A 26,124-nucleotide genomic window follows, 5' to 3' on the forward strand; every position below is an offset into this window, starting at 1 on the left:
CGGACCTCAGGCGCTGGCCATCAGGGCATCGTCGAAAATGGCGACCGCGCGCGTCCAGCCGGCCGACGCGCCGCGGATCTTGTGCGGAAAGCAGCTGATGAAGAAGCCGTCGGGCGGCAGCACCTCGAGGTTGTGCAGTTTCTCGATGTGGCAGTAGCCGATGTCGCGGCCGGCCTTGTGGCCCTCCCAGATCAGCGACGCGTCCTTCGTCTCGCCGTACTTCTTCGCGGTGTGGACGAAGGGCGCGTCCCAGCTCCAGGCGTCGGTGCCGGTCAGGCGCACGCCGCGCTCCAGCAGGTACATCGTGGCTTCGTAGCCCATGCCGGCGCCGGCCGAGACATAGTCGTTGTTGCCGTAGCGCGAGCCGGCGCGCGTGTTGACGACCACGATCTCGAGCGGCTTGAGCGTGTGGCCGATGCGCTGGAGTTCGGCCTCGACATCGTCGGCCGTGACCACGTAGCCGTCCTCGAAATGGCGAAAGTCCAGCTTCACGCCGGGCTGGAAGCACCATTCGAGCGGCACGTCGTGGATCGCGATCGCAGGCTTCTTCTCGCCCAGCGCCTTGTCCATCGTCGAGTGGAAGTGGTAGGGCGCGTCGAGGTGCGTGCCGTTGTGCGTGGACAGTTGCACCAGCTCCACCGCCCAGCCTTCGCCGTCGGGCAGGTCTTCGCGCTTCAGGCCGGGGAAGAAGGGCTCGATCTGCTCGTAGGTCTGGGCATGCGTGAAGTACTGGATCTTCGGCGCGAAGGCGGGCGGGTCGGAGAGCACGTCGTTCTCCAGGAAGATCGAAAGGTCGACGAATTTGCGTGGCATGGTGAGGCTCCTTGTGGCTGTGTAGGTGTCGGAAATCAAGGGTGCTGCCAGCGCAGCAGACGCTGCTCGGCGAAGGCCAGCAGTGCATTGCTCACGAAGCCGATGAGCCCGAGCAGCACGATGCCGGCGAACAGGTCGCTCGCGCGGAAGGCGCGCGCGGCCAGCAGAATGGCCTGGCCCAGGCCGCTCTGCGAAGCGATCATTTCGCCCACCACCGCGACGATCAGCGCAATGGTCAGCGCCAGGCGCATGCCGGCCAGGATGTCGGGCATCGCGTTGGGCAGGCCCATCTTCCAGATATACGCCGAGCGCGACATTTGCAGGCAGCGCGCCACTTCCGCGAGCCGCGGCTCCACGGCCGCGAAGCCGTGCACCGTGGCCAGCAGCACCGGCCACATCGCGCCGAAGGCGACCACGAACAGCACCATGCCGGGGTTCAGTCCGAAGATCGAAATGGCGAGCGGCAGCAATGCCGATGCCGGCAGCGGGCGGATGAATTCGAGCGTCGGCTGCACCCATGCGCGCACCGAGGGCGACACGCCGATGGCCGCGCCCAGCAGCACGCCGAACAATGAGGCCAGCAGCCAGCCTTCGACCATGCGGCCGATCGTGGCCCAAGTGAACGAGAACAGCTCGCCATGGCCGCCATTGCCCGACAGGTTGAGCCCTTCGAGCAGGCTCGCCAGCGTGGCCTGCGGCGTCGGCAGGAAGACTCGGCTCACCCAGCCCGCGTTGCTCGCGATCCACCACAGCGCGATCAGTGCGCAGAGCACGGCCAGCGAGCCGGCCCGGGCCATGCCGGCGCGTGCGCGGCCGTTGCCGTTCATGACGGCACCCCCATGCGGCGCGCCACCAGGCGCTGCAGGAACAGCATGCCCGCGTTGACCGCAAAGCCCACGACGCCGATCCAGCCCAGCCAGGCGAGCATCAGTGCGGGGTCGAAGCTCTGCTGCGCGATCATCATCGCGTAGCCCATGCCGTTGGGATTGGCCGCGATCTCCACCGTCACGGCCACCACCAGCGCCACCGCCACGCCGAGCCGCAGCGCGACGAACAGGCGCGGCACGATGGCCGGCAGCACGATCTTGAAGGCCCGCTCGCGCGGCGACAGGCCCAGCACGCGGCTCACTTCAAGCAGCCGGGGCTCGATCTGCTGCACCGCCGACTGCACCAGCACCAGCAGCGGCCAGAAGGTGGCGAAGGCGACGATGGCCAGCTCCATGCGCAGGCCGAAACCGAAGCCCAGCATCGCGAGCGGAATCAGCGCCACGGAAGGCACGGGGCGCAGCACCTCGACGGAGATCGACCCGAGCTGCGCCGCGCGGCGCGAGAGCCCGAGTACCAGCCCCAAGGCGATGCCGAGCACCGCGCCCAGCAGCAGCCCGAGCGCCGCGCTGCCGAGCGTGAAGCCCGTGGCCTGCCAGAGTGAGCCGTCCATGGCCGCACCGACGAAGGCCCTGGCCGCCGCGCTCGGCGGCGCGAGCGCATCGCTGCCCAGGGCGGCCGCATGCCGCGCGTACCACTCGAAGGCGCCGATCAGCAGCGCGGGAAACACCCATGGCCGCAGCCAGTGCCACAGGCGGCGCTCAGTCATGGCCTTGCTCGATGAAGGCGAACAGCTCGCGCCGCAGCTGCAGGTATTCCGGATGCTCCTTGGTCGTGAGCTGGTCGCGCGGGCGCGGGATCTTCACGTCGATCATCCGCGCCAGGCTCGGCCGGCCCGGGCCGGGGTTGGCCTGCAGCGCGATGACGCGGTCGCCGAGATAGATGGCTTCTTCGAGGTCGTGCGTGACGAACAGCACCGTGAGCCCGTCGTCGCGCACCAGCCGCGCCAGCTCGTCCTGCAGGCTCTGGCGCGTGAGGGCATCGAGCGCGCCGAAGGGCTCGTCCATCATCATCAGCTCGGGCTTCTGCGCCAGGCAGCGCGCAATCTGCGCGCGCTGCTGCATGCCGCCCGACAGCTGCACCGGAAACTTGTGCGCGTGCTTGGCGAGGCCGACCTTGCCGAGCACATCGGCAATGCGCGGCGCGCGTTGCGCAGCGGGCAGGCCCGCGGCTTCGAGCGCAAGGCTCACATTGCCTTCCACCGTGCGCCAGGGCAGCAGCGCGCGGCCGTAGTCCTGGAACACGAAAGCCACCTCGCGCGAAGGCTCGGTCATCTTCACGCCGCTGCGCCGAACCTCGCCCGCGCTGGCCGCGACCAGGCCGCTGGCCGCGCGCAGCAGCGTGGTCTTGCCGCAGCCGCTCGGGCCGACGATGCAGACGAACTCGCCGCGCGCCACGTCGAACGAGGTCGGCGACAGGATCTCGCGCCCGCCGAGCCGGATGGCGACGCCGTCGAAGCGCAGGAAGGGGGTGGCTTGCATGGTGGCGCTGGCTGGCGAGTGGGCGGCGCCCGCGGACAGCGCCGCGCGCGCGGCGACCGGTGTGATCGGGGCAGGCATGGCAATCACTTGGCAACCAGCTTCGCGACGTCGATGTTGGTCTTGAGCATGTCCTGGTCCTTCATCAGGCCGGTCCAGTAGGCGAGCTGCTTCTCGCTGACGACGGGGCCGGGCGGCGAGATCTGCGCCTTGGCCAGCACCTCGGGCGGCAGCTTGATGTACTTGCCGATGGCTGCGCGCACCTTCGCGTCGTTCGTCGGCTGCCGCATGAAGGCGCCGGCCTCGACCAGGGCCTCGCGGAAGCCGCGCGCCGCCGCCGGATTCTTCTCCACCCATTCGCGCTTGGCCGCATGCACGATGGTCTGGTTGTTCTCGGGCAGGAAGGTCGAGTAGTACGAGGCCACGTAGCCCGCGCCGCTCTCGATGATGCGGCTCATGAAGGGGTCGGCCGATACCACCGCATCGACCGAGCCGCCGCGCAGCAGGTCGGCGTGCTGCGGGAATGCGGCCTCGACGAAGTTGACCTTGCGCCAGTCCACGCCGCTGTCCTTGAGCCACGCGCGGAAGGTCACGTGCAGGAAGGCGCCGAGGCCGGGCACGCCGATCTTCTTGCCCACGCAGTCCTGCGCCGTCTTGATGCCCGAGCCGGCACGCGCCACCAGTCCGAAGCCGGTGATCGACTTCGAGGTGAGGCCGCCGCCGGCGATCAGCACCAGGTCGAGGCCGCCGTCCACCGCCTGCAGGAACACCGAGGGCGTGGGCCCGCCGATCTGCAGCGAGTCGGACTGCAGCGCCGCCGGGATCGTGGAGTTGAGCGGAATGAACTTGAGCTCGACGTCGAGGCTGCGCTTCTTGAAGTAGCCCTCTTCGGCCGCCACGAACACCGACGCGAAGTCCGTCACGGCGGTGTAGCCGAACACGATCTTCGGGTTGGACTGCGCGCGTGCGGGCCACATGGCGGCGCTGGCCGAGGCGGCGGCGAACGCCGACAGCAGGGTGCGCCGCTTCAATGTCGTCTTCATGTCTTTTGTCTCCTGGGGGTGGTCTTCGTGCGTGGGGTCCTGGGTCGCGGCAGCGCGGCGCGCAGGCCGCCGACGATGAAGTTCACGAGCATCGGCGCCACGGCCGGGTCGGCGCGCGTGTTCTCGCCGCGCGAAAGGCGCTCGATGCGGCTGTCGTTCAGGTGGTGCAGCAGCGTGCCCAGCGCGAACTGGTAGCCCCAGGCGGCCTGGCCGCGCGTGGCGTGCGGCAGCGCCAGGTGCAGCGCGTCGATATAGGCCTCGGCCAGCGGGTCGAAGTAGCCGCGCAGCACGCGGTCGGCTTCCTCGGTGGCGTGGTACAGCTCGCGTGCCACCAGCAGTGCGTAGTACTCGCCCTCGGCGCTCGCGCGCAGCGCCAGCACGGGCGCGGTGAAGGCTTCGATGATGCGTGGCAGCGTGTGCGGGTTTTCGGGGTCGTTGTCCACCGCGGCCAGGCCGGCCAGCCGCTCGTCGATGGTGTGGCTCCAGTGCTCGAAGATGGCATGGAAGAGCTCTTGCTTGGGGCCGAAGTAGTAGCCCACCAGCGCCAGCGGCACGCCGGCTTCCTCCGCGATCTGGCGGATCGTTACCGCGTGGTAGCCGTGCTGCGCAAAGAGCTTTTCGGCCGCCAGCAGGATGGCCAGCCGGCGGTCGGGCCGGCCGGCTTCGGCGCTGATGGCGGCGGCCCGGTGGGCGCTGCGCTTGGCGGTCGGGGTGCGGGTGTTCATGGCGCGTATTGAACGTCTGTACAAATAGTTTGTACACACGTACAAACCCTGAGGTCAACCCCGATTGAGCACGGTCGTTCGCAGCGCTACGCTCGGTTCATGTCCGCTCCCAACATTCCCCAGATTCGCCTCTATCAAGACTGGCTGCGCAAGACGCGCGGCCTGTCTTTCGACAGCTACGACGCGCTGTGGCGCTGGTCCGTCACCGAGCTCGATGCCTTCTGGCAGAGCATCTGGGACTACGCCGGCCTGCAGTCGCCCACGCCGCACACGGCCGTGCTGGCCGAGTCCCGCATGCCGGGTGCGCGCTGGTTCCCCGGCGCCCAGGTCAACTATGCGCGCGAGGTGCTGCGCCATGTCGACGCCGCGCATGCGGCCGGCATGCCGGCCATCGTGAGCGACAACGAACGCGGCGAGGTGCGCGAGATGTCGTGGCCCGAACTGCGCCGCCAGGTCGCCTCGGTGGCGCTCACGCTCAGGTCGCTCGGCGTACAGCGCGGCGACCGCGTCGCGGCCTATATGCCCAACGTGCCCGAGACCATGGTCGCGTTCCTGGCCTGCTCCAGCATCGGCGCGATCTGGAGCGTGTGCGCGCCCGACATGGGCACGCCGGCCGTGGCCGACCGCTTCGGCCAGATCGAGCCGAAGCTGCTGATCGCCGTCGACGGCGTGTACTACGGCGGCAAGCCGCTCGACCGCAGCGCCGTGCTGCAGGAGCTGCGCGGCCAGCTGCCGAGCGTGCAGAAGCTGCTGCTGGTGAAGTCGCCGTTCGCCGCCAGTCCCATGGCGCACGACGTCGAATGGGCGCAGGCCATCGGGCGGCGCGACGACGAAGTGGCCGCCTTCGAGCCCGAATGGCTGCCCTTCGATCACCCGATCTGGATCGTCTATTCGAGCGGCACCACCGGCCTGCCCAAGCCCATCGTGCACGGCCAGGGCGGCATCATCCTCACCATGCATGCCTGCGGCCTGCACAACGACGTGGGCGCGAGCTACGGCGCCAACAACTTCGGCGAGCGCTACCACTGGTACAGCTCCACCGGCTGGGTCATGTGGAATTCGCAGCTCTCGGGCCTGGCCTTCGGCGCCACCATCTGCATCTACGACGGCAACCCGGCAGGCAGCAAGGAGAAGCCCGACTGGAGCGTGCTGTGGCGCTTCGTCGCGCGGCACAAGGTGACCTTCTTCGGCGCGGGCGCGGCCTATTTCACCCACTGCATGAAGGCCGGCCTGGTCGCCAAGGACTGCGGCGACCTGTCCCGTGTGCGCGCGCTCGGCAGCACCGGCTCGCCGCTGCCCGAAGAGGTGCAGCGCTGGGGCACGCAGCAGGTCCTCGACGCGGGCTCGAAGGAGGTGTGGTGGTGCAATATTTCCGGCGGCACCGACTTCTGCGGCGCCTTCGTCGGCGGCAACCGCGAGTTGCCCGAGGTGCCCGGCCAGATGCAGTGCCGCGAGCTCGGCCACGCGGTCGAGGCCTGGGACGACAAGGGCCAGCCGGTGATCGGCGAAGTCGGCGAGCTGGTGTGCACCCGGCCGATCCCTTCGATGCCGCTCTGCTTCTGGGGCGATGAAGGCAATGCGCGCTATCTGTCGAGCTACTTCGACACCTATCCCGGCGTCTGGCGCCACGGCGACTGGATCAAGATCGGCGCGGACGGTGGCTGCATCATCTATGGCCGCAGCGATGCCACCATCAACCGCCAGGGCCTGCGCATGGGCACCAGCGAGATCTACAACGCCGTGGAAGGCCTGCCCGAGGTGCTCGACTCGATGGTCGTCGACCTCGAATTCCTCGGCCGTGACAGCTATATGCCGCTGTTCGTGGTGCTGCGCGAAGGCGTCGCACTCGACGCGGGCGTGCGCGACCGGATCAACCAGGCCATCCGGACCTCGCTGTCGCCGCGCTTCGTGCCCGACGACATCTTCCAGGTGGCCGAGATCCCGCGCACGCTGTCAGGCAAGAAGCAGGAGCTGCCGATCAAGAAGCTGCTGCTGGGGCAGCCGATCGACAAGGTCGTGAACCGCGAGGCGATGGCCAACCCGGGCAGCCTGGACTGGTACGTGGCCTTCGCGGGGCAACGCTCGCCCCCAGGTCGGGCTCACTTCGTGTAGCCCTCCCACCCCCTACCGGGGGCGCAGTCAGCGGCCCGGCGAAGCCGGTTCCGCGGGGCTGTTGCTCGCCCCCAGGTTGGGCTCACTGCGTGTAGCCCGCCCACCCCCTGCCGGGGGCGCAATCAGCGGCCCGGCGGAGCCGGTTCCGCGACTGCCCACGAACGGGCGCGCTGCGCGCGGCCGTGGAAAGTCAGAGCCAGTTTCCTGTGGACGGCAGCTGGATCGCATCGGGGCCGCTGGTGTCGACCAGCGCGCCGAGGAAGACGCTCAGCAGCGAGATGAAGATGCTCGCGAACATCGCGGTCCAGAAGCCGGACACCTTGAAGCCACGCACCAGCGCCGACACCAGCAGGATCATCAGCGCATTGATCACCAGCAGGAACAGGCCGAAGGTCAGCAGCGTCAGCGGCAGGGTCAGGATGATCAGCAGCGGCTTGACCACCGCGTTGGCGAAACCCAGCAGCAGCGCGGAGATCACCAGCGAGCCGGTGCTCTCGAACTTGAGCCCGCGGAAGATGTAGCTCGCGACCCAGAGCGAGAGGGCGGTGATGGCCCAGTGCAGCAGGAAGGGCGCCAGGGAATTCAGCATGTCGAGGCTCGCGGTTCGGATTGGAGCGGCCGATCATATCGACCGCCCGCAGGGTCATGCCGGCAAACGTGAACGTGCACGCGTTTCCGTCAGGCTCGACGGTTCGACAGCTTGGTCAGCAATTCGTCGGCCAGTTCGAAGGCGCGGTGCTCCAGCACGGCCACCGGGTAGCTGCCGATCCGCATGCGGTCGTAGATCACGGTGGCGTAGCTGAACTCGGTGCCGAGTGCGGCGGCCGCGTCCTGCAGGCAGTCGGCCACCGACGGCAGGCCCTCGCGCGCGTAGCGCCGGGTGCCGTCCCCTATCCCGACGTAGGCGTTGAAGTTCCCGTCTCCGCGTTTCGTGATCTCGACCTCAGGTTGCATGTCTGACTCTTCCAGAATTCCAGATGACTTCGTTCGTTGGGTCCGCCGAGGCGGAACCCTCGAAGATACAAAGAGATGCGCGCTCGCGCCATCACGGAAAACGGTGAGCGAGGGGCGGCAGTCAATTCAGATGCGGGTGGCGTGCCTGTTCGTACAGCGTGCGGGCCAGTTCGCGGTGACGCGCCAGCAGGGGCGCGAGCGCCAGGTCCGCGAAGCGGCCGTCACGGATCCGCACGCGGCCGTTGACCAGGTTCAGCGAGACGGCGCCCGGCTGGCAGAACACCAGCGCGGCCACCGGGTCGTGGCCGGCGCCCGCGTGCCCGACGCCGCGCAGGTCGAAAGCCACGATGTCGGCCGACATGCCCGGGGCCAGCGCGCCGATGTCGTCGCGCCCGAGCACGCGGGCGCCGCCCAGGGTGGCGATCTCGAGCGCCTCCCGGGCGGTCATCGCGGCCGGGCCGAAGCCCACGCGCTGCAGCAGCATCGCCTGGCGCGCTTCGCCGAGCATATGGGCGCCGTCGTTCGAGGCGCTGCCGTCGACCCCGAGGCCCACCGGCACGCCGGCCCGGCGCATGGCGCCGATCGGCGCGATGCCCGAGGCCAGCCGCATGTTCGAACAGGGGCAGTGCGCCACGCCGGTGCCGGTGCGGCCGAACAGCGCGATGCCGGCCGCGTCGAGCTTGACGCAGTGCGCATGCCAGACGTCGCGGCCGACCCAGCCCAGGTCCTCGGCGTACTCGGCCGGCGTCATGCCGAACTTCTCGCGCGAGTAGGCGATGTCGTTGTCGTTCTCGGCCAGGTGGGTGTGCAGCGAGACGCCGCGCTCGCGCGCCAGTTCGGCCGACAGCCGCATCAGGTCGCGCGAGACCGAGAACGGCGAGCAGGGGGCCAGCACGATGCGGCGCATCGCGTGGCGCGAGGGATCGTGCCAGCGGCCGATCAGGCGCTCGCTGTCGCGCAGGATCGCCTCTTCGCTTTCGACCACCTCGTCGGGCGGCAGGCCGCCGAGGCTCTTGCCCACGCTCATGCTGCCGCGGGCGGCATGGAAGCGCATGCCCATCGCGTCGGCGGCCTCGATCGAGTCGTCGAGCCGGGAGCCGTTCGGGAACAGGTACAGGTGGTCGCTGGTGGTGGTGCAGCCCGACAGCATCAGCTCGGCCATCGCGGTCTGGGTCGAGACCCGGATCATCTCGGGCGTGATGCGGGCCCACAGCAAATACAGGCTCGTGAGCCAGCCGAACAGCTCGGCGTCCTGCGCCTCCGGTACGGCGCGCGTCAGGCTCTGGTACATGTGGTGATGGGTGTTGACCAGGCCGGGCATCACCACGTGGCCGCGCATGTCGATCGCCTCGGCCCGGCCGCGCGCCAGCGCCTCGGCGTAGACCGGCGGCAGCTCGGCCGTGGCGCCGACCCAGGCGACCGCGGGGCCTTCGGTCACCACGGCGCCGTCCGGGATCTCGCGCCGGGCGGCGTCCATGGTGACCAGCACGTCGGCGTGCCGGAGGATCAGCGGGCGGGGGGGCGTTGCGGGGGCGTTCATTTTCATGCGGTTCCGTGTGAGGTGCCGGCGCGCGCCACGCGTCGCGAACCACTTCGACGAAATGGCGAACGACCTTGGCATGCATGGTGGCGCGGATTCTGCACCAGCCGCGGAAGCGCATTTTTTCGCACGCCCCCCTGTTCCCGCGCGCCATCGCTGCCGATAGATTGGGGTGGACACGCGGACGATTCATTCCACCGGCGAGCCGGACTATCGCATCCTGATGCGCGAAGGGTGCCGGGTGGTCTATGGGCACATGCCGCTGCCCGAGTTCCTGGCCCTGCTGAAGCAGGCCCACGACACCGAGTTGCTGCACGCCGGCCTGGCACGCATGCTGGACGCGACCGCGGTGATCGGCACCCCCGCGGCGCTGGCGCGGCTGCGGCTGCGCGAGACGCCCGCCGCGATCGAGCGCATGCGCGCCCAACTGGGGCGGGCCGCGCTGCGGCTGGATCCGCAATCGCTGCGCTGGCTGGCGGCCGGCGAGCAGGGGCCGGCGAGCCTGTCGCTGTTCGTGCTGCTGACCGGCGTGCGGCCGCGCCACCATCGCCACCCGGGCCCGCAGCTGCCGCGTGATGCCGGTGCGTTCCGGCGCTGCCGGCTGCTGATCGAGCAGGTGCCGGCGCTGCGGCATGCGCTGCCCTTGCTGGCGCAGCGCGTCGCCGAATCCGGCGTGGCCGAATGGGCGGCGCTCGCGCAGGCGTGGGACGACCTTTGCGCCCAGATGGACCACGAAGCGCCGGACTGGCGGCAAGGGCCGGTCGAGGCGCCGGGCCTGACCGCGATGCTGGCTTGCTTCAGGGAGCTCGAAACGGTCTAGGGTGAAACACCCCCGAAGCGCCTGCGGCGCCTCCCCCTCGAGGGGGCGATACCGGCGGCCCGGCAAAGCCGGTTCCGCGGTATCCCTGGCATTTGGCTGCGCCGGTTTCATGCGTTGCGGGTCACGCGATCGCGAGGTGGAAAACTGAAACCATCGCCGCTTGCGCGTCAGCCTGCGGGCCACCGCGGCTTGCCGCTCGGCGAAGGCGGCCCATTCGCGTTCCAGCGTCCCGGCCAGGGCCGCAAGACTGGCTCGGGCCCGGATGGCCGAAGATCAGCCGAGGTCGAAGGCTTGCCGGAAGGCTGCGCAGAACGCCGGTGTTCCGCTGATCGACAGACTGACCGTGTGCCGGGCCGCGCCGGGCGGTCCGGCCTGCACCCGAAGCCGCCCCGAGCCCGGGTCGAATTCGATCGTCTCGGACAGGCTGATCTCCTGCGTCCCCTGCAGGTCGTAGTCCCAGTCGCCGCCATCGTCGACCGGCGCCCCGGGTTCGCCGAAGCCGGTATGCGCCCAGGCCAGCACCTGCACGATCTCGGCGTGCACCGCCGCGACCTGCTGCGCGCCGGTGCTCGCCATCGCGTCGAAGACGCCGACCCCTTCGGTGTCCTCGCTGTAGTCGAAATCCAGATAGTCCAATGTCATGCGCGCCCCGCGGGATTCAGGCGGCCATCATCGACGATCCGGCAGGCGCTGAAGTAGACTGGCGCCTGCGAATCCGAATTTAAATTCAAACTCAGGCCGCCTCGGCCATCCCTCCAGAGCATGCCTGCGCCCGCCCCGAAGAAGTCCTCCGCGCCTGCCTCGCGTTCGCCGCGTCCCGACGGCGACGCCACGCGCGCGCTGTTGCTCGAGACCGCCGGGCAGGTGTTCGCCGAGCGCGGCTTCGCCGACGGCACCAGCAAGGAGATCTGCGAGCGCGCCGGCACCCCGATGGCCTCGGTCAACTACCACTTCGGCAGCCGCGACGCGTTGTACGAGGCCGTGCTGATCGAGGCCCATCGCCAGATCATGGCGCTGGACGATCTGCTGGCCCTGACCCACGGGCTGGACGACCCGAGGAAGAAGCTGCGCGCGGTGCTGGCGCACCTGATCGGCCTGGCCGCGCGCGGCGCGGCGCCCTGGGGCTTCCGGGTCATGCTGCGCGAGGTGATGACGCCCTCGAATGCGGTGCCGGCGCTGATCGAGCAGGCGATCCGGCCCAAGTCCAGGGTGCTGCTGGGGCTGGTGGGCGAGGTCCTGGGCCTGCCGCCGGAGCATCCGGCGACGCAGCGCGGCCTGATGTTCGCGGTGCTGCCCTGCCTGGTGATGCTGGTGGCGCCCAAGGAGGTTCCGGCCCGGCTGCTGCCGGCGCTGGCCCAGGGCGAGGGCCTGGCCGACGAATTCATCCGCTACGCGCTGGCGGGGCTCGACGCGATGGCGAAGGCGCATCGTGCGGAGCAGCCGCCGGGCCCGACGCCTGTGCGAGCAGCCAGTCGCGAAAGAATCTGAGCGCCGGCCGTTCGTCCTGCGCGGCCGGGGCCACCAGGAAGTAGCTTCGCTCGCCGCGCAGCGGCCGGTCGCAGGCCACCACCAGTTCGCCCCGCGCCAGTTCGGCCTCGATCAGCATGCGCGGCATCAGCGCCACCCCCAGCCCGTGCGCGGCGGCGGTGGCGAGCATCGAGAACAGCTCGTAGCGCGGTCCGCTGTGGGCGCGCGGCGCGTCGACCTGCTGGGCATCGAACCACTGGCGCCAGCCCTCGGGGCGGGTGCTCTGCTGCAGCAGCGGCAGGCGCGCCACCGCGGCCGGCGAGACTTGCCCGCGCGGCGCGATCAGGGCCGGGCTGCAGACCGGCAGCACGTCCTCGTTGAACAGCGCGGTCGAGCGCGTGCCGGCCCAGTTGGCCGTCTGCGCCGGCGTCCCGGTGTAGAGCGCGGCGTCGAAGGGCGTCTCGTTGAACAGGAAGGGGCGGGTGCGCGTCTCGATGTGCACCGTGATGTCGGGATGGCGGGCCGCGAAGTCCGGCAGCCGCGGAATCAGCCAGCGGGTCGCGAAGGTCGGCACCGCCGCCAGCTGCAGCGAGCCGCCCAGGCCCTGCCGGGCCATGGCGTCGAGCGTGTCGCGCTCCATGGTGTCGAGCTGGCGCGCGATCTGGCGGGCATAGTCGGCGCCGGCCGGCGTCAGCGCCACGCCATGCCGCGTGCGGCGGAACAGCGCCATGCCAAGGAAGCCCTCGAGCGCGGTGATCTGCCGCGACACCGCGCTCTGGGTCAGGGCGAGCTCCTGCGCAGCACGCGTGTAGCTCTCGTGGCGGGCGGCGGCCTCGAAGCAGATCAGGGCCTGGGTGGACGGTATCTTTCGGCGCATGGTATGCGGTGCCTACATAGTTGAAGTGCGGCGCGTGCCAGTGGAAGGCTGCAGGGTGATTGTGCCTAGAAGTGCGCCCAACGCATAACTGGGTGTGGAATCGTCGTTTGCACTCCCTCTCCCCGACGCTTACGATCGGGGCCGACCTCAGCATCCATCCACGGAGACCTCACATGGCCAAGCACGCCGCATTTCAATGGGACGACCCCCTTCTGCTCGATCAGCAACTCACCGACGACGAGCGCATGGTGCGCGATGCCGCCAACGCCTACTGCCAGGAGCGCCTCGCCCCGCGCGTCATCGAAGGCTTTCGCAGCGGCGAGACCGATCCGGCGATCTTTCGCGAGATGGGCGCCCTGGGCCTGCTGGGCCCGACGATCCCCGAGCAGTACGGTGGTCCCGGCCTCAACTACGTCTGCTATGGCCTGATCGCCCGTGAAGTCGAGCGCGTCGACTCCGGCTACCGTTCGATGGCCAGCGTGCAGAGCTCGCTGGTGATGGTGCCGATCAACGAATTCGGCACCGAGGCGCAGAAGCAGAAGTACCTGCCCAAGCTCGCCACCGGTGAATGGATCGGCTGCTTCGGCCTGACCGAGCCCGACCACGGCTCCGACCCCGGCAGCATGGTCACGCGCGCCAAGAAGGTGCCCGGCGGCTATTCGCTCAGCGGCGCCAAGATGTGGATCAGCAACAGCCCGATCGCCGACGTCTTCGTCGTCTGGGCCAAGGAAGTCAGCGAAAGCGGCACGGTCGGCCCGATCCGCGGCTTCGTGCTCGAGAAGGGCGCGAAAGGCCTGAGCGCCCCGGCGATCCACGGCAAGGTCGGCCTGCGTGCCTCGATCACCGGCGAGATCGTGATGGACAACGTGTTCTGCCCCGAAGAGAACGCCTTCCCCGACGTGCAGGGCCTGAAGGGCCCGTTCACTTGCCTCAACAGCGCCCGCTACGGCATCTCCTGGGGCGCGCTCGGCGCCGCCGAAGACTGCTGGCACCGCGCCCGCCAGTACACGCTCGATCGCAAGCAGTTCGGCCGCCCGCTCGCGGCCAACCAGCTGATCCAGAAGAAGCTGGCCGRCATGCAGACCGAGATCACGCTGGGCCTGCAAGGCTGCCTGCGCCTGGGCCGCATGAAGGACGAGGGCACCGCCTCGGTCGAGGTCACTTCGCTGCTGAAGCGCAACTCCTGCGGCAAGGCGCTCGACATCGCGCGCCTGGCGCGCGACATGATGGGCGGCAACGGCATCAGCGACGAGTTCGGCGTGGCACGGCATCTGGTCAACCTCGAAGTCGTGAACACCTATGAAGGCACGCACGACATCCATGCGCTGATCCTGGGCCGCGCACAGACCGGCATCGCCGCCTTCGCCAACTGATGACAGCCGCCGCCGCCACGCAGGGCGCCCTCGCGGGCCTCAAGGTACTCGACCTCTCGCGCGTGCTCGCGGGCCCGTGGTGCACCCAGATCCTCGCGGACCTGGGGGCCGACGTGGTCAAGATCGAGCGGCCCGGCGTCGGCGACGACACCCGCAGCTGGGGCCCGCCCTTCCTCAAGGACGCGAACGGCCACGACACCAACCAGGCGACCTATTTCACGGCCTGCAACCGCAACAAGCGCTCGGTCACGATCGACATGGCCACGCCAGACGGCCAGGCGCTGCTGAAGCGCATGGCGGCCGAGAGCGACATCCTAGTCGAGAACTTCAAGACCGGCGGCCTCAAGCAGTACGGCCTCGACCCCGAGAGCCTGCGCGCGGCCCATCCGCGCCTCATCTACTGCAGCGTGACCGGCTTCGGCCACGACGGCCCGCATGCCATGCGCGCCGGCTACGACCTGATGATCCAGGCCACCACCGGCATGATGAGCATCACCGGCCGTCCCGACGACGTGCCCGGCGGCGGCCCGCTGCGGGTCGGCGTGGCGCTGACCGATCTCTTCACCGGCGTCTATGCCAGCACCGCCATCCTGGCTGCGCTCGAAGTGCGCCATCGCACGGGCGAGGGCCAGCACATCGACATGGCGCTGCTCGACGTCGGCATGGCGATCCTCGCCAACCAGGCCAGCGCCTTCCTCAACACCGGCGTGGCGCCGCAGCGCCAGGGCAACAGCCATCCGAGCCTGGCGCCCTACCAGGACTTCCGCACCGCCGACGGCGCGATGCTGCTGGCGATCGGCAACAACGGCCAGTTCACGCGCTTCTGCGAAGCCGCCGGCCATCCGGAGTGGGCCACCGACCCGCGCTTCGCCACCAACACGCTGCGCGTCAAGCACCGCGAGGTCCTGATCCCGCAGATGGAGATCGTGACGCGCACGCGCAGCACGGCGCAATGGATCGCGCTGCTCGAAGACAAGGCCGTGCCCTGCGGCCCGATCAACGACATCGCCCAGGCCTTCGACGACGACCAGGTCAAGGCGCGGAGCCTGGCCGTGACCCTGCCGCGCGATGCCGGCGACGGCATCGACAAGATCGTCGGCGTGGCCAGCCCGCTGCGGCTTTCTTCCACGCCGCCGGTCCTGCGCCACGCGCCGCCGGCCCTGGGCCAGCACACCGACGAGGTGCTGGCCGAATTCGGTGTCGACGCCGCCCAGCGCGCGGCACTGCGAGAGGCAGGCGTGCTTTGACCGCGCCGGGCGCTTCCACCGCGAAGCGCTCGACGCGCGCGGCGGCCGCGCCTGCGCCCGACTCGCTGACGCCGGCGGACCGCTACCAGGAGCTGTTCGTCGCGGTCCAGTCGGGCCGCGTCTTCGCCGACAGCAAGACCTTCGTCGACAGCGCGCCGCGCGGCGACCCGGACGCCATCCTGGCGGCCTACCGGGTGCAGCGCGGCCGGCCGGACTTCGATCTCGCGGCCTTCGTGCGGGCGAACTTCGAACTGTCCGAGCCCGCGCCCAGCGACTACGTTTCGGTGCCCGGACAGCCGATCGCGACCCACATCGGCGACCTGTGGCCGGTGCTGACGCGGCATCCCCGATCGCATCCGCCGCGCTGCTCGCTGCTGCAGTTGCCCCATCCCTACATGGTGCCGGGCGGACGCTTTCGCGAGCTCTACTACTGGGACTCCTACTTCACGCTGCTGGGCCTGGGCGCCGAGGGCCACCGGCCGCTGGTGCGCGGCATGGTGGAGAACTTCGCCTACCTGATCGACACCTACGGCCATGTGCCGAACGGCACGCGCAGCTACTACCTGGGCCGCTCGCAGCCGCCGGTGTTCGCGCTGATGGTCGAGMTCGCGCAGCAGTTCGGCGCGGTTGACGCCATCGACTTCCTGCCGCAGCTGCGGCGCGAGCATGCCTGGTGGATGGCGGGCAGCGAGGGCCTGGCGCCGGGCGAGGCGAACCGGCACGTGGTGAGGCTGCCCGGCGGTGCGCTTCTCAATCGCTACTGGGACGCGCGCGATACGCCGCGCGAGGAGTCCTGGATCGAGGACGTGACCACCGCGCAGGCCTGCGAGCGCGAATCGAACGAGATCTACCGCGAGATCCGCGCGGCCTGCGAGTCGGGCTGGGACTTCAGCACCCGCTGGATGCGCGAGCCGCCGCCGCCGCCCGAATCTCCGCGCTGCGCCCATGTGCGCGCCGCCACCGCCCCATCGCTCGCGACGCTCTGCACCACCGACATCCTGCCGGTGGACCTCAATGCCTTCCTGCACAAGCTCGAATGCATGCTCAGCCGTGCTGAGCGGGGAGGCCGGCGACGCCGCCGCCGCGCAGCACTACGCGCAGCGGGCCGAGGCGCGCCAAGCCGCGATCGGCGCGCTTTTCTGGGATTCGCAGCAGGGCGCCTTCTTCGATCACGACTGGCGTCTCGGCGCGCGCCGCAGCTGCCTGACCGCAGCCAGCGTCGTGCCGTTGTTCGTCGGCGTCGCGACACCTGCCCAGGCGCAGGCACTGGCCCAGACCCTGTCGCTGCGCATGCTGGCGCACGGGGGCCTGGCGACCACCGAGTGCGGCAGCGACCAGCAATGGGACCGGCCCAACGGCTGGGCGGCGCTGCAATGGATGGCGGTGCGCGGGCTGGCCGACTACGGCCACGAGGCGCTGTCGCGGACCATCGCCAGGCGCTGGCTGGCCACCGTCGCCGCGCTCTACGAGCGCGAGGGCAAGCTGGTCGAGAAGTATGCGCTGCGGCGGGTCGAGCAGGACGAAACCGAAGGCGGCGCCGGCGGCGAGTACCCGCTGCAGGACGGCTTCGGCTGGACCAACGGCGTCACGGCCGCGTTGCTCGCCGAGCATCCGCAGCACACGGCGCACGGCTGCGTCGCGCATGCGGCGATGCCGCAGCACCGCTGAGCGGCTCCAGCAGCCCGGGGATCTGGCTGCGGCCGACGCCCAGGTCGTGCAGTTCGCGGTCGCTCATGGCCGCCAGCAGCCGCTGGTCGCGGCGGCGACGGCCCACCTCGCGGATCGCCTCGAACAGGCGGGCAGCGAAGGCGGGTTTTCTCGATGGCATGGCGTGGCTCCTTCAATGAGCGGCCATCTTGCAAGTCCGCGTGCTATTGTGGAAGTTGAGATTTCTGGCAGTTCCAATCAGCTTTTCTGATGAGACAACTCAACCTCGACCAATTGCGCACCCTGGTGTCGATCGCCGACCTCGGCAGCTTCTCGGCCGCGGCCCGGGCCTTGCATCTCGCGCAGCCCACGGTCAGCCTGCACGTCAGCGAACTCGAATCTCGGCTCGACGCCAGGCTGGTGCTGCGCGGCAGCCGGCGGATCACGCCGACGGCGGCCGGCGCCGCGTTGGTCGAGCGCGCGCGCCAGCTGCTGCGCGATGCCGACGAGGCGGTCGACGCGGTGCGGCGCCAGGCCGAGGGGCGGCTCGGCCGGGTCCGCCTGGGCACCTCGACCGGCGTGGTGGTCGACCTGCTTCCGCAGGTGCTCGAGGCGCTCGAGCAACGGCACCCCGGCATCGACGTCGAGGTCAGCATCCTCGCGTCGAACGAAGCGATGTCCCGGCTCGCCATGGGCACGATCGACATCGGCCTGGTGGCGATGCCGCAGCCGCCGCTGCGCGACCTCGTCGTGACGCGCTGGCGCAGCCAGCCGATGATGGCTTTCGTGCCGCGCAAGTGGAAGACGCCGCAGCGGGCGACGCCGAAGTGGCTGGCCCAGCAGCCGTTGATCGCCAACGACAGCAGCACCCACATGTATCGGTTGACGACGCAGTGGTTCGCGGCCGCGGGCGAGGCGCCGCGGCCGCGCATCGAGCTCAATTACGACGCCGCGATGCGCAGCCTGGTGGCCGCGGGCTACGGCGCCGCGGTGCTGCCCGTGCTGCCGGCCAGCGACAACCCGAGCGACGAGCGCATGCGCATGCTGCCGCTGCGGCCGACGCTGGTGCGCCGGCTGGGCATCGCGCATCGGCCGCGCGCGGCGCTGGACGGCGCGACCGAGAGCGTGCTGCGGATCCTGGAGACCTTCAGCCAGCGCTGAGCTGACACGCGGTCACAGCGCGCGGCCGACCACGGCGAACGCGAACACGATCACGCCCAGCACCAGGTTCACGCCGACCAGCTTGCGAATCGTGTTCAGGTTCGCCGCCGCCACCGGCCATTCGCGCGCCGCGACCGCGCGCTTCAGCCGCGGATAGGGCGCGAAGCGCAGGTGCAGGAACAGCGCCATCATCACCAGCCCGAGCGTCAGCATCGCATGCACGCTCCAGTGGACCCGGGCGAAGCCGCCGCTCGTCCAGACCAGCAGCAGGCCGGTCGCCAGCAGCACGCCGATGGCGGCCGAGACGCCGGCGAAGAAGCGCGACAGCGCCGCCGCCATGAAGGGCAGGCGCAGCGGCGGCTCGAGGCAGGCGACCGCGGCAGGACGCACCGCGAAGTGCATCGTCGCCATGCCGCCGACCCAGAAGGCGGCGGCGAGCAGGTGGAGGAACAGCAGGAGGGCGGGAAGAAGAGGCATGACGTAGCGTAGAGCAGAACGCCGATGTCCGCCGCTTCAGCGGGGCTTCTCGAATCCGCCGTCGATCCAGGCCTCGGCGCTGGCGGCGCTGAGCTTGAAGTCCGGCTTCACCCGCAGCTCGGCGAGCTCGCTGCCGGATTCGTCGTGCGCCCTCAGCATCGCGTGCGGGTTGTCCTCGTCGGGCACGATCTGCAGCGAAACGCGGATGCGTTCCGAACCGGCGCCCACGCTGACGCTCTTGTTCAATCGCGCGTGCAGCTGCTGCTCGTGCCGGCGCAGCACCTCGGACGCGGTCTTCACCAGCGTGTGGAAGGCCGGCGCATCGAGCGGCTTGGGGTTCTTCTTGTCGCGGCCCATGGTCCAGGGGCCGACCAGGGCCGGCTCGGGATCGCCCTGCCGGGTCATCGCCACGGCCCAGCCGTCGTCGTCTTCGTTCTTGATCACGCGGGCGGTCCAGAGCTCGTCGCTCCAGACCGTGGCTTCCTGGATCGGAGGGGCAGTGTCTGTCATATGTGCATTCAAAAAATGGAAAGGCCGGTGCGGGTCGCGAACAGCTCGAGCGCCTTCAGGCCCAGCAGCGAATTGCCGTTGGCGTCGAGCGCCGGCGACCAGACGCACAGTGTCAACTGGTCGGGCACCACGGCGACGATGCCGCCGCCGACGCCGCTCTTGCAGGGCAGGCCGATCGAGAAGGCCACGTCGCCGGCGGCGTCGTAGGTGCCACAGGTCAGCATCAGCGCGTTGATGCGGCGCGTATGGCGTTCGGTCGTGACCTCGGGCTCGCCGTCGATCGGGTGCGCGCCGTCGCGGCACAGGAAGGCGGCGGCGCGCGCCAGTTGGCGGCAGTTCATGCGGATCGCGCACTGGTGGAAGTACAGGCTCAGCACTTCGCGCACGTCGTTGTCGATCTTGCCGAAGCTCTTCATGAAGTTCGCCAGCGCGATGTTGCGGAAGCCGGTCACGGCCTCGGAGGCGGCCACTTCCTCGTCGTAGGCGATCGCCTCGCCGCAAAGCTGCGACATCAGCGCCAGCAGGTCGGCCTTGGCGTGGCCCAGGCTCACGAGCCGGTCGGCCACCGCGATCGCACCCGCATTGATGAACGGGTTGCGCGGCTTGCCCTGCTCGTTTTCGAGCTGCACCAGCGAATTGAAGGGATTGCCCGATGGCTCGCGTCCGATGCGCTCCCACAGCGTATCGCCCAGGCGGCGCATCGCCAGCGTCAGCGTGAACAGCTTCGAGATGCTCTGGATCGAGAACGGCGTGCCGGCGTCGCCGGCCGAGGCCTCCTGGCCCTCGCAAGTCCTGAGCGCGATGCCGAACTGCTGCGCCGGCACCCGCGCCAGCGCCGGGATGTAGCAGGCCACCTGGCCCTCGGCCCCGAGCAGCGGACGAATCTCGGCGTCGATGGCGTCGAGCACGGGCTGGAAGTTCATGGGTTGGCTCCTGGCCGGCGATTCACCAGCACGATGCCCAGCGCCACGCCGGTCAGCGCCAGCACCAGTTGCAGCGTCAACGGCTCCGCCAGCAGCGCCACCCCGAACACCAGCGCGAACAGCGGCGTGAGGAAGGTGAAGGACGAGATGCGGGTGGCCGGGTAATGGCGCAGCAGCCACATCCAGGCGAGGTAGCTCGCGAAGGCGCCGATCGCGGTCTGCAGGCCGATCGAGAACCAGGCATAGCCCGAGTAGGCGAAACCCCAGCGCTCGCCCAGCAGCAGCGACAGCAGCGGCGAGACCGCGGCGGTCACCGCGATTTGATAGAAGAGCGTCTTCTCGGCGCTGGCGACGGCGAGCCGGGTGGTGCGGATGGTCAGTGTGGTCAGCCCCCACAGCACGCCGGCGGCCAGCGCCAGCGCATCGCCGCGCAATTGCCCCGAGGTGCTGTGGCCGAAGCTCTCGCTGAAGGCCAGCACCACGCCCGCGAAGGCGATCGCCAGGCCGATCCATTGCAGGCCGCGCAAGCGCTCGGCCGCCACCCAGCGCGGCAGCAGCAATGCGACCACGAAGGGCGCGGTGTAGAGGAACACCGTGAGCCGCGAGGCCGTCGTCAGCTGGAGTCCGAGGTAGATGCAGGTGAACTCGCCGGCGAACAGCGCGCCGGCGAGCAGGCCGCCCGGCAGCGTGCCGTCGCGCTTGAACAGCGGCACGCCGCGACGCGCGCACCAGGCCCACAACAGCACGACGGCGCCCGCCATGCGGATCGAGGCCTGCCACAGCGGCGGCACCTCGCCGACCGTGGTCTTGATCAGGATCTGCTGCAAGCCCCAGAAGGCGCAGCAGGCGAGCAGCAGGGTGGTGGCGCGGGTGTCGAGATGTTCCTTGCGTTCGATCATTCCGGATGTTTCTGTTCTTCTTGTGGTGCGGCCGATGGCCGGCGCAAAGTGTCAGGGGGACACGACTGCATAAGGCGGGCGGCCGCGCGTGCCGATCATCAGTTCGGGCAGCACCACTTCGACGTCGGACACGCCGCGCGCGGCGCGGTCCAGCGCCGCGCCCATGGCGCGCGAGGGCACGCAGCCCTGCAGGTAGACCCAGCGCCGCTGGATGACGACCCAGACGCTGGCGCGCTGCACGCCCGGCACGGCGGCCAATGCGGCGCGCACCTTGGGCGCCAGCGGCTTGTCGTAGCGGTAGGCGTTGCTGTCGGCGCAGCGCCCGGCCAGCCAGCAACTGGTGCCGCGCTCGAGGCGCGAGTGCATCTGCGCACGGCGTTCTTCCGCGGTCAGCAGCGGGCCTTCGGGCACCGGGCAATTGCGCATGCCCGACGCGACCTGGAAGAAGGGGTCGTCGAACCAGTTCTGCTTGTCGGGCTTCGGCGTCTCCTGTGCAGCGGCGGCTTCGACCGCGCAGGCCATTGCCAGCAGCATCGCCGGCGCGGCCTTCAAAGCGGATGCTCCGTGTAGAAGCGCCCGCCGTGGAACAGCAGCGGCGAAGCCCCCGCGCTGTGCATGCAGCGCTCGACCTCGCCGACGAAGATCACGTGGTCGCCCTCGTCGTAGCGGCTGCGGTTGAAGCACTCGAAACTGGCCGCGGCACCCACCAGCACCGGCGCGCCGCCGAGGCCCTCGGTGTAGGCGACGTCGCGCCAGCGATCGACATTCTTGGTCGCGAAACGCTCCGCCAGGCTTTTCTGGCTGGCGGCGAGGATGTTGATCGCATAGTGCGAGCCGGTGCGCAGGGCCGCCATCGAGGCCGCGCTGCGCGCCAGGCTCCACAGCACCAGCGGCGGATCGAGCGAGACCGAATTGAAGGAGTTGGCCGTCAGGCCCACCAGCGTGCCGTTCGCGGCCCGCGCGGTGACGATGGTCACGCCGGTCGCGAACATGCCGAGCGATGCGCGGAACTCGTCGATGGAGAAGGAAGGCGGTTGCGCCTGGGCGGGAGCGGTCACGGGGGAGCGGGGCAGTTGGGGGCCCATTTTGGCCGATCGGCCGCGCGGCCGTCTGTCGCCGGCTCAGGTCGTCATCCGAAGAACCAGTAGCCGACGCCGATGGCGGCGACCACGCCCGCCAGTTCAGCGAGCAGCGCGCAGCCCACGGCATGGCGCGCGCGCTGGACCCCGACCGCGCCGAAGTACACCGCCAGCACGTAGAAGGTGGTCTCGGTGCTGCCCTGGATGGTGGCCGCGACCCGCGCCGCGAAGCTGTCGACGCCCTGGCTCTGCATGGTCTCGATCAGCATCGCGCGCGCCGCGCTGCCCGAGAAGGGCTTGACCAGCGCGGTCGGCAGGGCGTCGACGAAGCGCGTGTCCCAGCCGGTCCGGGCCACTCCCCATCGGATGCCTTCGAGCGCCAGGTCGAGCGCGCCGGAGGCCCGCAGCACACCGACCGCGCACAGCATCGCGACCAGGTAGGGCAGCAGGTTTTTCGCGACATCGAAGCCCTCCTTGGCGCCCTCGATGAAGCACTCGTAGACCTTGACTCTGCGGATCGCGCCGACGCCGAGGAAAGCGATGATCAGCCCGAACAGCGTCAGGTTGCCGAGCAGCGAGGACAGCGTTGCCAGCGCCGCGGCCGAGAGCGTGGCCAGCAGCGCCATGAAGCCGCCCAGCAGCAGCGCGCCGGGCAGCAGGTAGGCCAGCACCACCGGGTCCCAGAGCCGGAGCCGCTGCATGAAGGCCACCGACAGCAGCCCGGCCAGCGTCGAGGCGCTGGTCGCCAGCAGGATCGGCAGGAACACCAGCGTCGGGTCGGCCGCGCCTTGCTGCGCGCGGTACATGAAGATCGTCACCGGCAGCAGCGTCAGCGAGGACGCATTGAGCACCAGGAACAGGATCTGCGCGTTGCTTGCCGTGTCCTTGCGCGGGTTCAGCGTCTGCAGCTCGCGCATCGCCTTGAGCCCGATCGGCGTCGCCGCGTTGTCCAGCCCCAGCGCGTTGGCGGCGAAGTTGAGCGTGATCAGGCCGAGCGCCGGGTGTCCGGCCGGCACCTCGGGCATCAGCCGGCGGAACAGCGGCCCGAGCAGCCGCGCCAGCCGGTCGACGATGCCCGCCGCCTCGGCGATGCGCAGGAAGCCGAGCCACAGCGTGAGCGTGCCGAACAGCAGCACCATCACCTCGACCGACAGCCGGGCCATCGCGAACAGGCTCTCGACCATGGCGGCGAACACGCCGGCGTCGCCGCCCAGCAGCCAGCGGCCCAGCGCCGCGGCCGCCGCGGTCAGAAAGAAGCCAAGCCACAGTCCGTTGAGCACGCCGATCCCCTGGTTGCGAATGCGCGCCGATCATAGGGGGCGCGACAATGCGCCCATGAGATGGCGTCGCAGGGAGTTGAATCGCGCAGCGTTGTGGCTCGCGCTGGGGGCCTGGGCCGTGCCGCTGCCGGGGCGCGCGCAGGCCGCGCCGCGCTGGCGGGCCAACCCCTTCGCGCTCGGCGTCGCGAGCGGCCAGCCGCGGGCCGACGGCATGGTGCTGTGGACCCGGCTGGCGCCCGAGGCCGATGACCTGGACCGGATCGCCGACGCGGCCTGCGTGGTGCAGTACGAGATCGCAGCCGATGCCGCTCTGAAGCGGGTGGTTGCCCGAGGGGAACTCGCGACCGATGCATCGCGCGGCTTCAGCGTGCACGTCGTGGCACAGGGCCTGCAGCCCCAGCGCGACTACTGGTACCGCTTCCGCTGCGGCGATGCCGTGAGCCCGGTCGGCCATACGCGCACCGCCCCGGCGCCCGACGCGGAGGTGCGCCGCCTGCGGCTCGCGCTCGCCTCCTGCCAGCACTACGAGCAGGGCTTCTTCGTCTCGCACCGGGACATCGCCGCGCGCGACCTCGACTTCGTGCTCTTCGTCGGCGACTACATCTACGAAGGCAGCAGTCCCGCGTACACGCTGCGCCAGCACGGCACACCGACGCCGCACACGCTGGCCGGCTACCGCGAGCGGCATGTGCTCTACAAGCGCGACCCCGACCTGCAGGCCGCCCATGCCGCCCATCCCTGGATCCTGACCTGGGACGACCACGAGGTGGTCAACGACTACACCGGCGACCGCGAGCCGGCCCACGACAACGCGGCGCGCTTCCTGCGGCGCCGGGCCGCGGCCTACCAGGCCTACTTCGAGCACATGCCGCTGGCGCTGCCGCCGCAGGGCGCCGAGATGCGCATCCACGACCGCTTCGCCTGGGGCCGGCTGGCCGAGCTGTGGACCCTCGACTGCCGCCAGTACCGCAGCCACCATGCGTGTCCCGACCCGGCGCGCGACGTCGGCCGCAACGTGACCGCCTGCGCCGAGCTGGCCGATCCCGCGCGGACGATGCTCGGCGCCGGGCAGGAGCGCTGGCTGGCGCAGGGGCTGGCCGGCTCGAGCCGCCAATGGAAGCTGCTCGGCCAGTCGACCCAGATGAGCGCCACCGGCATCGACACGCCCGAGGGACGCCGGACCTGGACCGACGGCTGGGACGGCTACCCCGAGGCGCGGCGCCGCCTGCTGCAGGGCGCGGCCGAGGCCGGCGCGGACAACCTGGTGGTGCTGGGCGGCGACGTCCATCGCCATGTCGCGGCGGACCTGCGGGTGCGGCCCAACGACCCGGGCTCGCCGGTGGTGGCCAGCGAGTTCGTCGGTGGCTCGGTCACTTCGCGCGGCGCCAGCGCGGCTGCCATGGCGCGCCTGCGGCGAGACAACCCCGACGTGGTCCATGCGCGCGGCGATCGCCGCGGCCATGCGCTGATCGAAGTCACGCCGACGGTGCTGCGATGCGACTTCCGCACCACCGCGCACCCGGTGCTGGCCGATGCGCGCTTCGAGACCGAGCTCTGCTTCGAGGTCGAGGCCGGCCGCGCCGGCGTGCGGCCGGGCGGCTGAACCGGGCGGTTCAGGTCCGCCGCCGGGCCGCCCCAAGGCGGACAGCGCCCCCTCGGGGGGCAGCGAGTACACGAAGTGTACGGAGCGTGGGGGCTCAAGTCCGCCGGCGTGGCACTTCGATCAGCAGTTCCGGGTCGAAGTCGTCCTGCTCCCCCTTGCCCAGGTAGCCCAGCGGATTCGCGACCACGCGGCAACCGTCCTTCACATAGTCGAACTGGCAGTGCAGGTGGCCGTGCAGCCAGAGCTCGGCCTGCGGCAGCAGATCGTCGAGGTTGTTGCAGAAGCCGGCGGTTCCCGGGCTCAGGCCGTAGCGCGGATCGGCACTCGACAGGCTCGGTGCGAAATGCGTGATTGCCACGGTCGTTCCGTCGAAGGGTTGGGCGAGCGCCTCGCGCAGCCATGCTTGGCATATAAGTGAGTGCTCCCTCAGCGCGTCGGCGAGGAAGATCTTTCCGTCCCGCAAGGTGGCCGCCTTCTGCAGGTAGAAGTTGGCGGCTCGCATCGCCTTGCCGCGCTTTGTGAGCGCGTCGGCCAGGCCGTCTGTCGGCTCGACCAGGGCATCGAAGTCGGCCCACAGGGTGGTGCCGATGAAGCGCACGCCGTCGATGACCCGGGTCTCGCGCTCGAGCCAGAGGATGTCCAGCGCCTCGCAGGTTTCGCGCAGCCGCTGGTGCACGACATCGAAATCGGCGTTGTCGTACTCGTGGTTGCCCGGCACGTAGATCACCGGCGTCGGCCAGCCGTGGCGCGGTGAGAAACGGGCGAGGCCGAAATCCGGCTCGATCAGCGACGAGCCCTCCTGGTAGGAGCCGATGTCGCCTGCCAGCACCAGCAGATCGGCACCGGCAGCGGGCGCGATCTGCAGGTGCGGATGCACCTCGATGTGGAGGTCCGAGAGCAGTTGAAGCTTCATGGATGCAGTCTAGAGGATGAGGTTATGCGTTTCGCGCATGACTTTCGACTTGAAGAATTGGGGAAAACCCTTAATCTTGTTTCATCGTCACTCCGCGCCGCCCGATGGGCAGCGCACCATCATGTTTCAGCTCATTGCCCTCGTGGTCCGATTTCTCCGCCCCGCCAACCAGGCCGTCGATGCCAGCCCGGCCGCCATCCTGATGCAGAACGCCGACAGCCGCGCCGGCCTCGACGCCCATCACGCGCAGGAACTGCGCGCCGCCGCCAGCGCCTGGTTGTCGGTCGTCCGCTGATTC

At 70.0% G+C, this 26,124-nt stretch carries 29 protein-coding genes and 1 pseudogene; 10 read left to right on the forward strand and 20 right to left on the reverse strand.

Translation table 11 applies throughout. The features are described from left to right. Positions 1-6 precede the first annotated feature (6 nt). Genes AC1D2E_RS07655 through AC1D2E_RS07680 form a run of 6 tightly spaced genes read right to left on the reverse strand, consistent with a single transcriptional unit; the run spans position 7 to position 4,944 of the window. Complete coding sequence (locus AC1D2E_RS07655) at positions 7-813, reverse strand: cyclase family protein (protein WP_478196839.1); 807 nt, start codon at positions 811-813, stop codon at positions 7-9. Positions 814-848: 35 nt separating this feature from the next. Beyond that, positions 849-1,640, reverse strand: a complete 792-nt coding sequence (locus tag AC1D2E_RS07660; RefSeq protein WP_478196840.1) for an ABC transporter permease — start codon at positions 1,638-1,640, stop codon at positions 849-851. After that, on the reverse strand, positions 1,637-2,407 hold the full coding sequence (locus tag AC1D2E_RS07665; protein ID WP_478196841.1) for an ABC transporter permease: 771 nt from the start codon (positions 2,405-2,407) through the stop codon (positions 1,637-1,639). The genes AC1D2E_RS07660 and AC1D2E_RS07665 overlap by 4 nt, the downstream gene beginning before the upstream one ends. Further along, a complete protein-coding gene (locus AC1D2E_RS07670; RefSeq protein WP_478196842.1) occupies positions 2,400-3,266 on the reverse strand; it encodes an ABC transporter ATP-binding protein in 867 nt (288 codons plus the stop codon). Before AC1D2E_RS07670 ends, AC1D2E_RS07665 begins: the two co-directional genes overlap by 8 nt. Beyond that, positions 3,263-4,219 (reverse strand): ABC transporter substrate-binding protein, encoded by a 957-nt coding sequence (locus AC1D2E_RS07675; protein WP_478196843.1) that lies wholly within the window; start codon positions 4,217-4,219, stop codon positions 3,263-3,265. The genes AC1D2E_RS07670 and AC1D2E_RS07675 overlap by 4 nt, the downstream gene beginning before the upstream one ends. After that, positions 4,216-4,944 carry a TetR/AcrR family transcriptional regulator gene (locus AC1D2E_RS07680; protein WP_478196844.1) on the reverse strand — a complete coding sequence of 243 codons (729 nt, stop codon included), beginning with the start codon at positions 4,942-4,944 and terminating at the stop codon, positions 4,216-4,218. Before AC1D2E_RS07680 ends, AC1D2E_RS07675 begins: the two co-directional genes overlap by 4 nt. A gap of 99 nt (positions 4,945-5,043) precedes the next feature. Here AC1D2E_RS07680 and AC1D2E_RS07685 point away from each other — a divergent pair, with 99 nt between their 5' ends. Further along, positions 5,044-7,056 (forward strand): acetoacetate--CoA ligase, encoded by a 2,013-nt coding sequence (locus tag AC1D2E_RS07685; protein ID WP_478196845.1) that lies wholly within the window; start codon positions 5,044-5,046, stop codon positions 7,054-7,056. A gap of 190 nt (positions 7,057-7,246) precedes the next feature. On the opposite strand, the gene AC1D2E_RS07690 is transcribed toward AC1D2E_RS07685, so the two are convergent. The 3 genes from AC1D2E_RS07690 to AC1D2E_RS07700 all read right to left on the reverse strand — a co-directional run bounded on the left by AC1D2E_RS07690 (position 7,247) and on the right by AC1D2E_RS07700 (position 9,550). Beyond that, positions 7,247-7,645, reverse strand: coding sequence for a phage holin family protein (locus AC1D2E_RS07690; protein ID WP_478171165.1), 399 nt, complete (start codon positions 7,643-7,645; stop codon positions 7,247-7,249). An 89-nt stretch (positions 7,646-7,734) separates the two neighbouring features. Then, on the reverse strand, positions 7,735-8,010 hold the full coding sequence (locus tag AC1D2E_RS07695; protein WP_478171164.1) for a hypothetical protein: 276 nt from the start codon (positions 8,008-8,010) through the stop codon (positions 7,735-7,737). Positions 8,011-8,131: 121 nt separating this feature from the next. Beyond that, positions 8,132-9,550, reverse strand: a complete 1,419-nt coding sequence (locus AC1D2E_RS07700; protein WP_478196846.1) for an 8-oxoguanine deaminase — start codon at positions 9,548-9,550, stop codon at positions 8,132-8,134. Positions 9,551-9,722: 172 nt separating this feature from the next. Here AC1D2E_RS07700 and AC1D2E_RS07705 point away from each other — a divergent pair, with 172 nt between their 5' ends. Next, positions 9,723-10,370 (forward strand): hypothetical protein, encoded by a 648-nt coding sequence (locus AC1D2E_RS07705; RefSeq protein WP_478196847.1) that lies wholly within the window; start codon positions 9,723-9,725, stop codon positions 10,368-10,370. Positions 10,371-10,643: 273 nt separating this feature from the next. Here the strand turns inward: AC1D2E_RS07705 and AC1D2E_RS07710 are convergent, their stop codons facing one another. After that, entirely contained in the window at positions 10,644-11,012 is a 369-nt protein-coding gene (locus tag AC1D2E_RS07710) for a hypothetical protein (RefSeq protein ID WP_478196848.1), read from the reverse strand. 120 nt (positions 11,013-11,132) lie between these two features. Here AC1D2E_RS07710 and AC1D2E_RS07715 point away from each other — a divergent pair, with 120 nt between their 5' ends. Next, positions 11,133-11,858: a TetR/AcrR family transcriptional regulator gene (locus AC1D2E_RS07715; RefSeq protein ID WP_478196849.1), complete on the forward strand. Its 726-nt coding sequence runs from the start codon at positions 11,133-11,135 to the stop codon at positions 11,856-11,858. On the opposite strand, the gene AC1D2E_RS07720 is transcribed toward AC1D2E_RS07715, so the two are convergent. Beyond that, the gene (locus tag AC1D2E_RS07720; protein ID WP_478196850.1) at positions 11,752-12,714 is read right to left on the reverse strand and encodes a LysR family transcriptional regulator; all 963 of its coding nucleotides are present in this window, start codon (positions 12,712-12,714) and stop codon (positions 11,752-11,754) included. The genes AC1D2E_RS07715 and AC1D2E_RS07720 overlap by 107 nt on opposite strands. Positions 12,715-12,887: 173 nt before the next feature. Between AC1D2E_RS07720 and AC1D2E_RS07725 the strand changes: the two genes are divergently transcribed. The 4 genes and pseudogenes from AC1D2E_RS07725 to AC1D2E_RS07740 all read left to right on the forward strand — a co-directional run bounded on the left by AC1D2E_RS07725 (position 12,888) and on the right by AC1D2E_RS07740 (position 17,002). Further along, the gene (locus tag AC1D2E_RS07725; protein WP_478196851.1) at positions 12,888-14,087 is read left to right on the forward strand and encodes an acyl-CoA dehydrogenase; all 1,200 of its coding nucleotides are present in this window, start codon (positions 12,888-12,890) and stop codon (positions 14,085-14,087) included. Next, the gene (locus AC1D2E_RS07730; protein ID WP_478196852.1) at positions 14,087-15,334 is read left to right on the forward strand and encodes a CaiB/BaiF CoA transferase family protein; all 1,248 of its coding nucleotides are present in this window, start codon (positions 14,087-14,089) and stop codon (positions 15,332-15,334) included. Before AC1D2E_RS07725 ends, AC1D2E_RS07730 begins: the two co-directional genes overlap by 1 nt. Next, positions 15,331-16,326: pseudogene (locus AC1D2E_RS07735) on the forward strand (trehalase family glycosidase); the annotation flags it as partial. The gene AC1D2E_RS07730 and the pseudogene AC1D2E_RS07735, both read left to right, overlap by 4 nt. 58 nt (positions 16,327-16,384) lie before the next feature. After that, positions 16,385-17,002, forward strand: a complete 618-nt coding sequence (locus AC1D2E_RS07740; RefSeq protein WP_478196853.1) for a trehalase family glycosidase — start codon at positions 16,385-16,387, stop codon at positions 17,000-17,002. Here the strand turns inward: AC1D2E_RS07740 and AC1D2E_RS07745 are convergent. Continuing rightward, positions 16,920-17,162, reverse strand: a complete 243-nt coding sequence (locus tag AC1D2E_RS07745; RefSeq protein ID WP_478196854.1) for a YjiS-like domain-containing protein — start codon at positions 17,160-17,162, stop codon at positions 16,920-16,922. The genes AC1D2E_RS07740 and AC1D2E_RS07745 overlap by 83 nt on opposite strands. A gap of 89 nt (positions 17,163-17,251) precedes the next feature. On the opposite strand from AC1D2E_RS07745, the gene AC1D2E_RS07750 reads away from it, so the two are divergent. Beyond that, entirely contained in the window at positions 17,252-18,142 is an 891-nt protein-coding gene (locus AC1D2E_RS07750; protein ID WP_478196855.1) for a LysR family transcriptional regulator, read from the forward strand. Between the two features lie 12 nt (positions 18,143-18,154). On the opposite strand, the gene AC1D2E_RS07755 is transcribed toward AC1D2E_RS07750, so the two are convergent. Genes AC1D2E_RS07755 through AC1D2E_RS07785 form a run of 7 tightly spaced genes read right to left on the reverse strand, consistent with a single transcriptional unit; the run spans position 18,155 to position 23,310 of the window. Further along, positions 18,155-18,619 (reverse strand): CopD family protein, encoded by a 465-nt coding sequence (locus AC1D2E_RS07755; protein ID WP_478196856.1) that lies wholly within the window; start codon positions 18,617-18,619, stop codon positions 18,155-18,157. Positions 18,620-18,655: 36 nt separating this feature from the next. Then, positions 18,656-19,129, reverse strand: coding sequence for a hypothetical protein (locus AC1D2E_RS07760; protein WP_478196857.1), 474 nt, complete (start codon positions 19,127-19,129; stop codon positions 18,656-18,658). Between the two features lie 8 nt (positions 19,130-19,137). Beyond that, positions 19,138-20,052: a glutaminase gene (locus AC1D2E_RS07765; protein ID WP_478196858.1), complete on the reverse strand. Its 915-nt coding sequence runs from the start codon at positions 20,050-20,052 to the stop codon at positions 19,138-19,140. Then, positions 20,049-20,951 (reverse strand): DMT family transporter, encoded by a 903-nt coding sequence (locus tag AC1D2E_RS07770; protein WP_478196859.1) that lies wholly within the window; start codon positions 20,949-20,951, stop codon positions 20,049-20,051. Before AC1D2E_RS07770 ends, AC1D2E_RS07765 begins: the two co-directional genes overlap by 4 nt. 51 nt (positions 20,952-21,002) lie before the next feature. After that, the gene (locus AC1D2E_RS07775; RefSeq protein WP_478196860.1) at positions 21,003-21,503 is read right to left on the reverse strand and encodes a BON domain-containing protein; all 501 of its coding nucleotides are present in this window, start codon (positions 21,501-21,503) and stop codon (positions 21,003-21,005) included. Beyond that, positions 21,500-22,036, reverse strand: coding sequence for a flavin reductase family protein (locus AC1D2E_RS07780; RefSeq protein WP_478171150.1), 537 nt, complete (start codon positions 22,034-22,036; stop codon positions 21,500-21,502). Before AC1D2E_RS07780 ends, AC1D2E_RS07775 begins: the two co-directional genes overlap by 4 nt. 44 nt (positions 22,037-22,080) lie before the next feature. After that, positions 22,081-23,310 carry a nucleoside recognition domain-containing protein gene (locus tag AC1D2E_RS07785; RefSeq protein WP_478196861.1) on the reverse strand — a complete coding sequence of 410 codons (1,230 nt, stop codon included), beginning with the start codon at positions 23,308-23,310 and terminating at the stop codon, positions 22,081-22,083. A gap of 55 nt (positions 23,311-23,365) precedes the next feature. On the opposite strand from AC1D2E_RS07785, the gene AC1D2E_RS07790 reads away from it, so the two are divergent. Continuing rightward, a complete protein-coding gene (locus AC1D2E_RS07790; RefSeq protein WP_478196862.1) occupies positions 23,366-24,913 on the forward strand; it encodes an alkaline phosphatase D family protein in 1,548 nt (515 codons plus the stop codon). Between the two features lie 94 nt (positions 24,914-25,007). On the opposite strand, the gene AC1D2E_RS07795 is transcribed toward AC1D2E_RS07790, so the two are convergent. Further along, positions 25,008-25,826 (reverse strand): metallophosphoesterase, encoded by an 819-nt coding sequence (locus AC1D2E_RS07795; RefSeq protein ID WP_478196863.1) that lies wholly within the window; start codon positions 25,824-25,826, stop codon positions 25,008-25,010. Between the two features lie 37 nt (positions 25,827-25,863). Between AC1D2E_RS07795 and AC1D2E_RS07800 the strand changes: the two genes are divergently transcribed. Further along, positions 25,864-26,121 carry a hypothetical protein gene (locus AC1D2E_RS07800; protein WP_478196864.1) on the forward strand — a complete coding sequence of 86 codons (258 nt, stop codon included), beginning with the start codon at positions 25,864-25,866 and terminating at the stop codon, positions 26,119-26,121. Positions 26,122-26,124 lie beyond the last annotated feature (3 nt).

Source organism: Variovorax sp. P1_H2, from assembly GCF_056405295.1.

Excerpts from the sequence above, each read along its gene's own strand:
- AC1D2E_RS07655 (WP_478196839.1), bottom strand. The coding sequence starts at position 813 with ATGCCACGCAAATTCGTCGACCTTTCGATCTTCCTGGAGAACGACGTG.
- AC1D2E_RS07660 (WP_478196840.1), bottom strand. The coding sequence starts at position 1,640 with ATGAACGGCAACGGCCGCGCACGCGCCGGCATGGCCCGGGCCGGCTCG.
- AC1D2E_RS07665 (WP_478196841.1), bottom strand. The coding sequence starts at position 2,407 with ATGACTGAGCGCCGCCTGTGGCACTGGCTGCGGCCATGGGTGTTTCCC.
- AC1D2E_RS07675 (WP_478196843.1), bottom strand. The coding sequence starts at position 4,219 with ATGAAGACGACATTGAAGCGGCGCACCCTGCTGTCGGCGTTCGCCGCC.
- AC1D2E_RS07680 (WP_478196844.1), bottom strand. The coding sequence starts at position 4,944 with ATGAACACCCGCACCCCGACCGCCAAGCGCAGCGCCCACCGGGCCGCC.
- AC1D2E_RS07685 (WP_478196845.1), top strand. The coding sequence starts at position 5,044 with ATGTCCGCTCCCAACATTCCCCAGATTCGCCTCTATCAAGACTGGCTG.
- AC1D2E_RS07690 (WP_478171165.1), bottom strand. The coding sequence starts at position 7,645 with ATGCTGAATTCCCTGGCGCCCTTCCTGCTGCACTGGGCCATCACCGCC.
- AC1D2E_RS07695 (WP_478171164.1), bottom strand. The coding sequence starts at position 8,010 with ATGCAACCTGAGGTCGAGATCACGAAACGCGGAGACGGGAACTTCAAC.
- AC1D2E_RS07700 (WP_478196846.1), bottom strand. The coding sequence starts at position 9,550 with ATGAACGCCCCCGCAACGCCCCCCCGCCCGCTGATCCTCCGGCACGCC.
- AC1D2E_RS07710 (WP_478196848.1), bottom strand. The coding sequence starts at position 11,012 with ATGACATTGGACTATCTGGATTTCGACTACAGCGAGGACACCGAAGGG.
- AC1D2E_RS07715 (WP_478196849.1), top strand. The coding sequence starts at position 11,133 with ATGCCTGCGCCCGCCCCGAAGAAGTCCTCCGCGCCTGCCTCGCGTTCG.
- AC1D2E_RS07720 (WP_478196850.1), bottom strand. The coding sequence starts at position 12,714 with ATGCGCCGAAAGATACCGTCCACCCAGGCCCTGATCTGCTTCGAGGCC.
- AC1D2E_RS07730 (WP_478196852.1), top strand. The coding sequence starts at position 14,087 with ATGACAGCCGCCGCCGCCACGCAGGGCGCCCTCGCGGGCCTCAAGGTA.
- AC1D2E_RS07745 (WP_478196854.1), bottom strand. The coding sequence starts at position 17,162 with ATGCCATCGAGAAAACCCGCCTTCGCTGCCCGCCTGTTCGAGGCGATC.
- AC1D2E_RS07750 (WP_478196855.1), top strand. The coding sequence starts at position 17,252 with ATGAGACAACTCAACCTCGACCAATTGCGCACCCTGGTGTCGATCGCC.
- AC1D2E_RS07755 (WP_478196856.1), bottom strand. The coding sequence starts at position 18,619 with ATGCCTCTTCTTCCCGCCCTCCTGCTGTTCCTCCACCTGCTCGCCGCC.
- AC1D2E_RS07760 (WP_478196857.1), bottom strand. The coding sequence starts at position 19,129 with ATGACAGACACTGCCCCTCCGATCCAGGAAGCCACGGTCTGGAGCGAC.
- AC1D2E_RS07765 (WP_478196858.1), bottom strand. The coding sequence starts at position 20,052 with ATGAACTTCCAGCCCGTGCTCGACGCCATCGACGCCGAGATTCGTCCG.
- AC1D2E_RS07770 (WP_478196859.1), bottom strand. The coding sequence starts at position 20,951 with ATGATCGAACGCAAGGAACATCTCGACACCCGCGCCACCACCCTGCTG.
- AC1D2E_RS07780 (WP_478171150.1), bottom strand. The coding sequence starts at position 22,036 with ATGGGCCCCCAACTGCCCCGCTCCCCCGTGACCGCTCCCGCCCAGGCG.
- AC1D2E_RS07790 (WP_478196862.1), top strand. The coding sequence starts at position 23,366 with ATGAGATGGCGTCGCAGGGAGTTGAATCGCGCAGCGTTGTGGCTCGCG.
- AC1D2E_RS07795 (WP_478196863.1), bottom strand. The coding sequence starts at position 25,826 with ATGAAGCTTCAACTGCTCTCGGACCTCCACATCGAGGTGCATCCGCAC.
- AC1D2E_RS07800 (WP_478196864.1), top strand. The coding sequence starts at position 25,864 with ATGACTTTCGACTTGAAGAATTGGGGAAAACCCTTAATCTTGTTTCAT.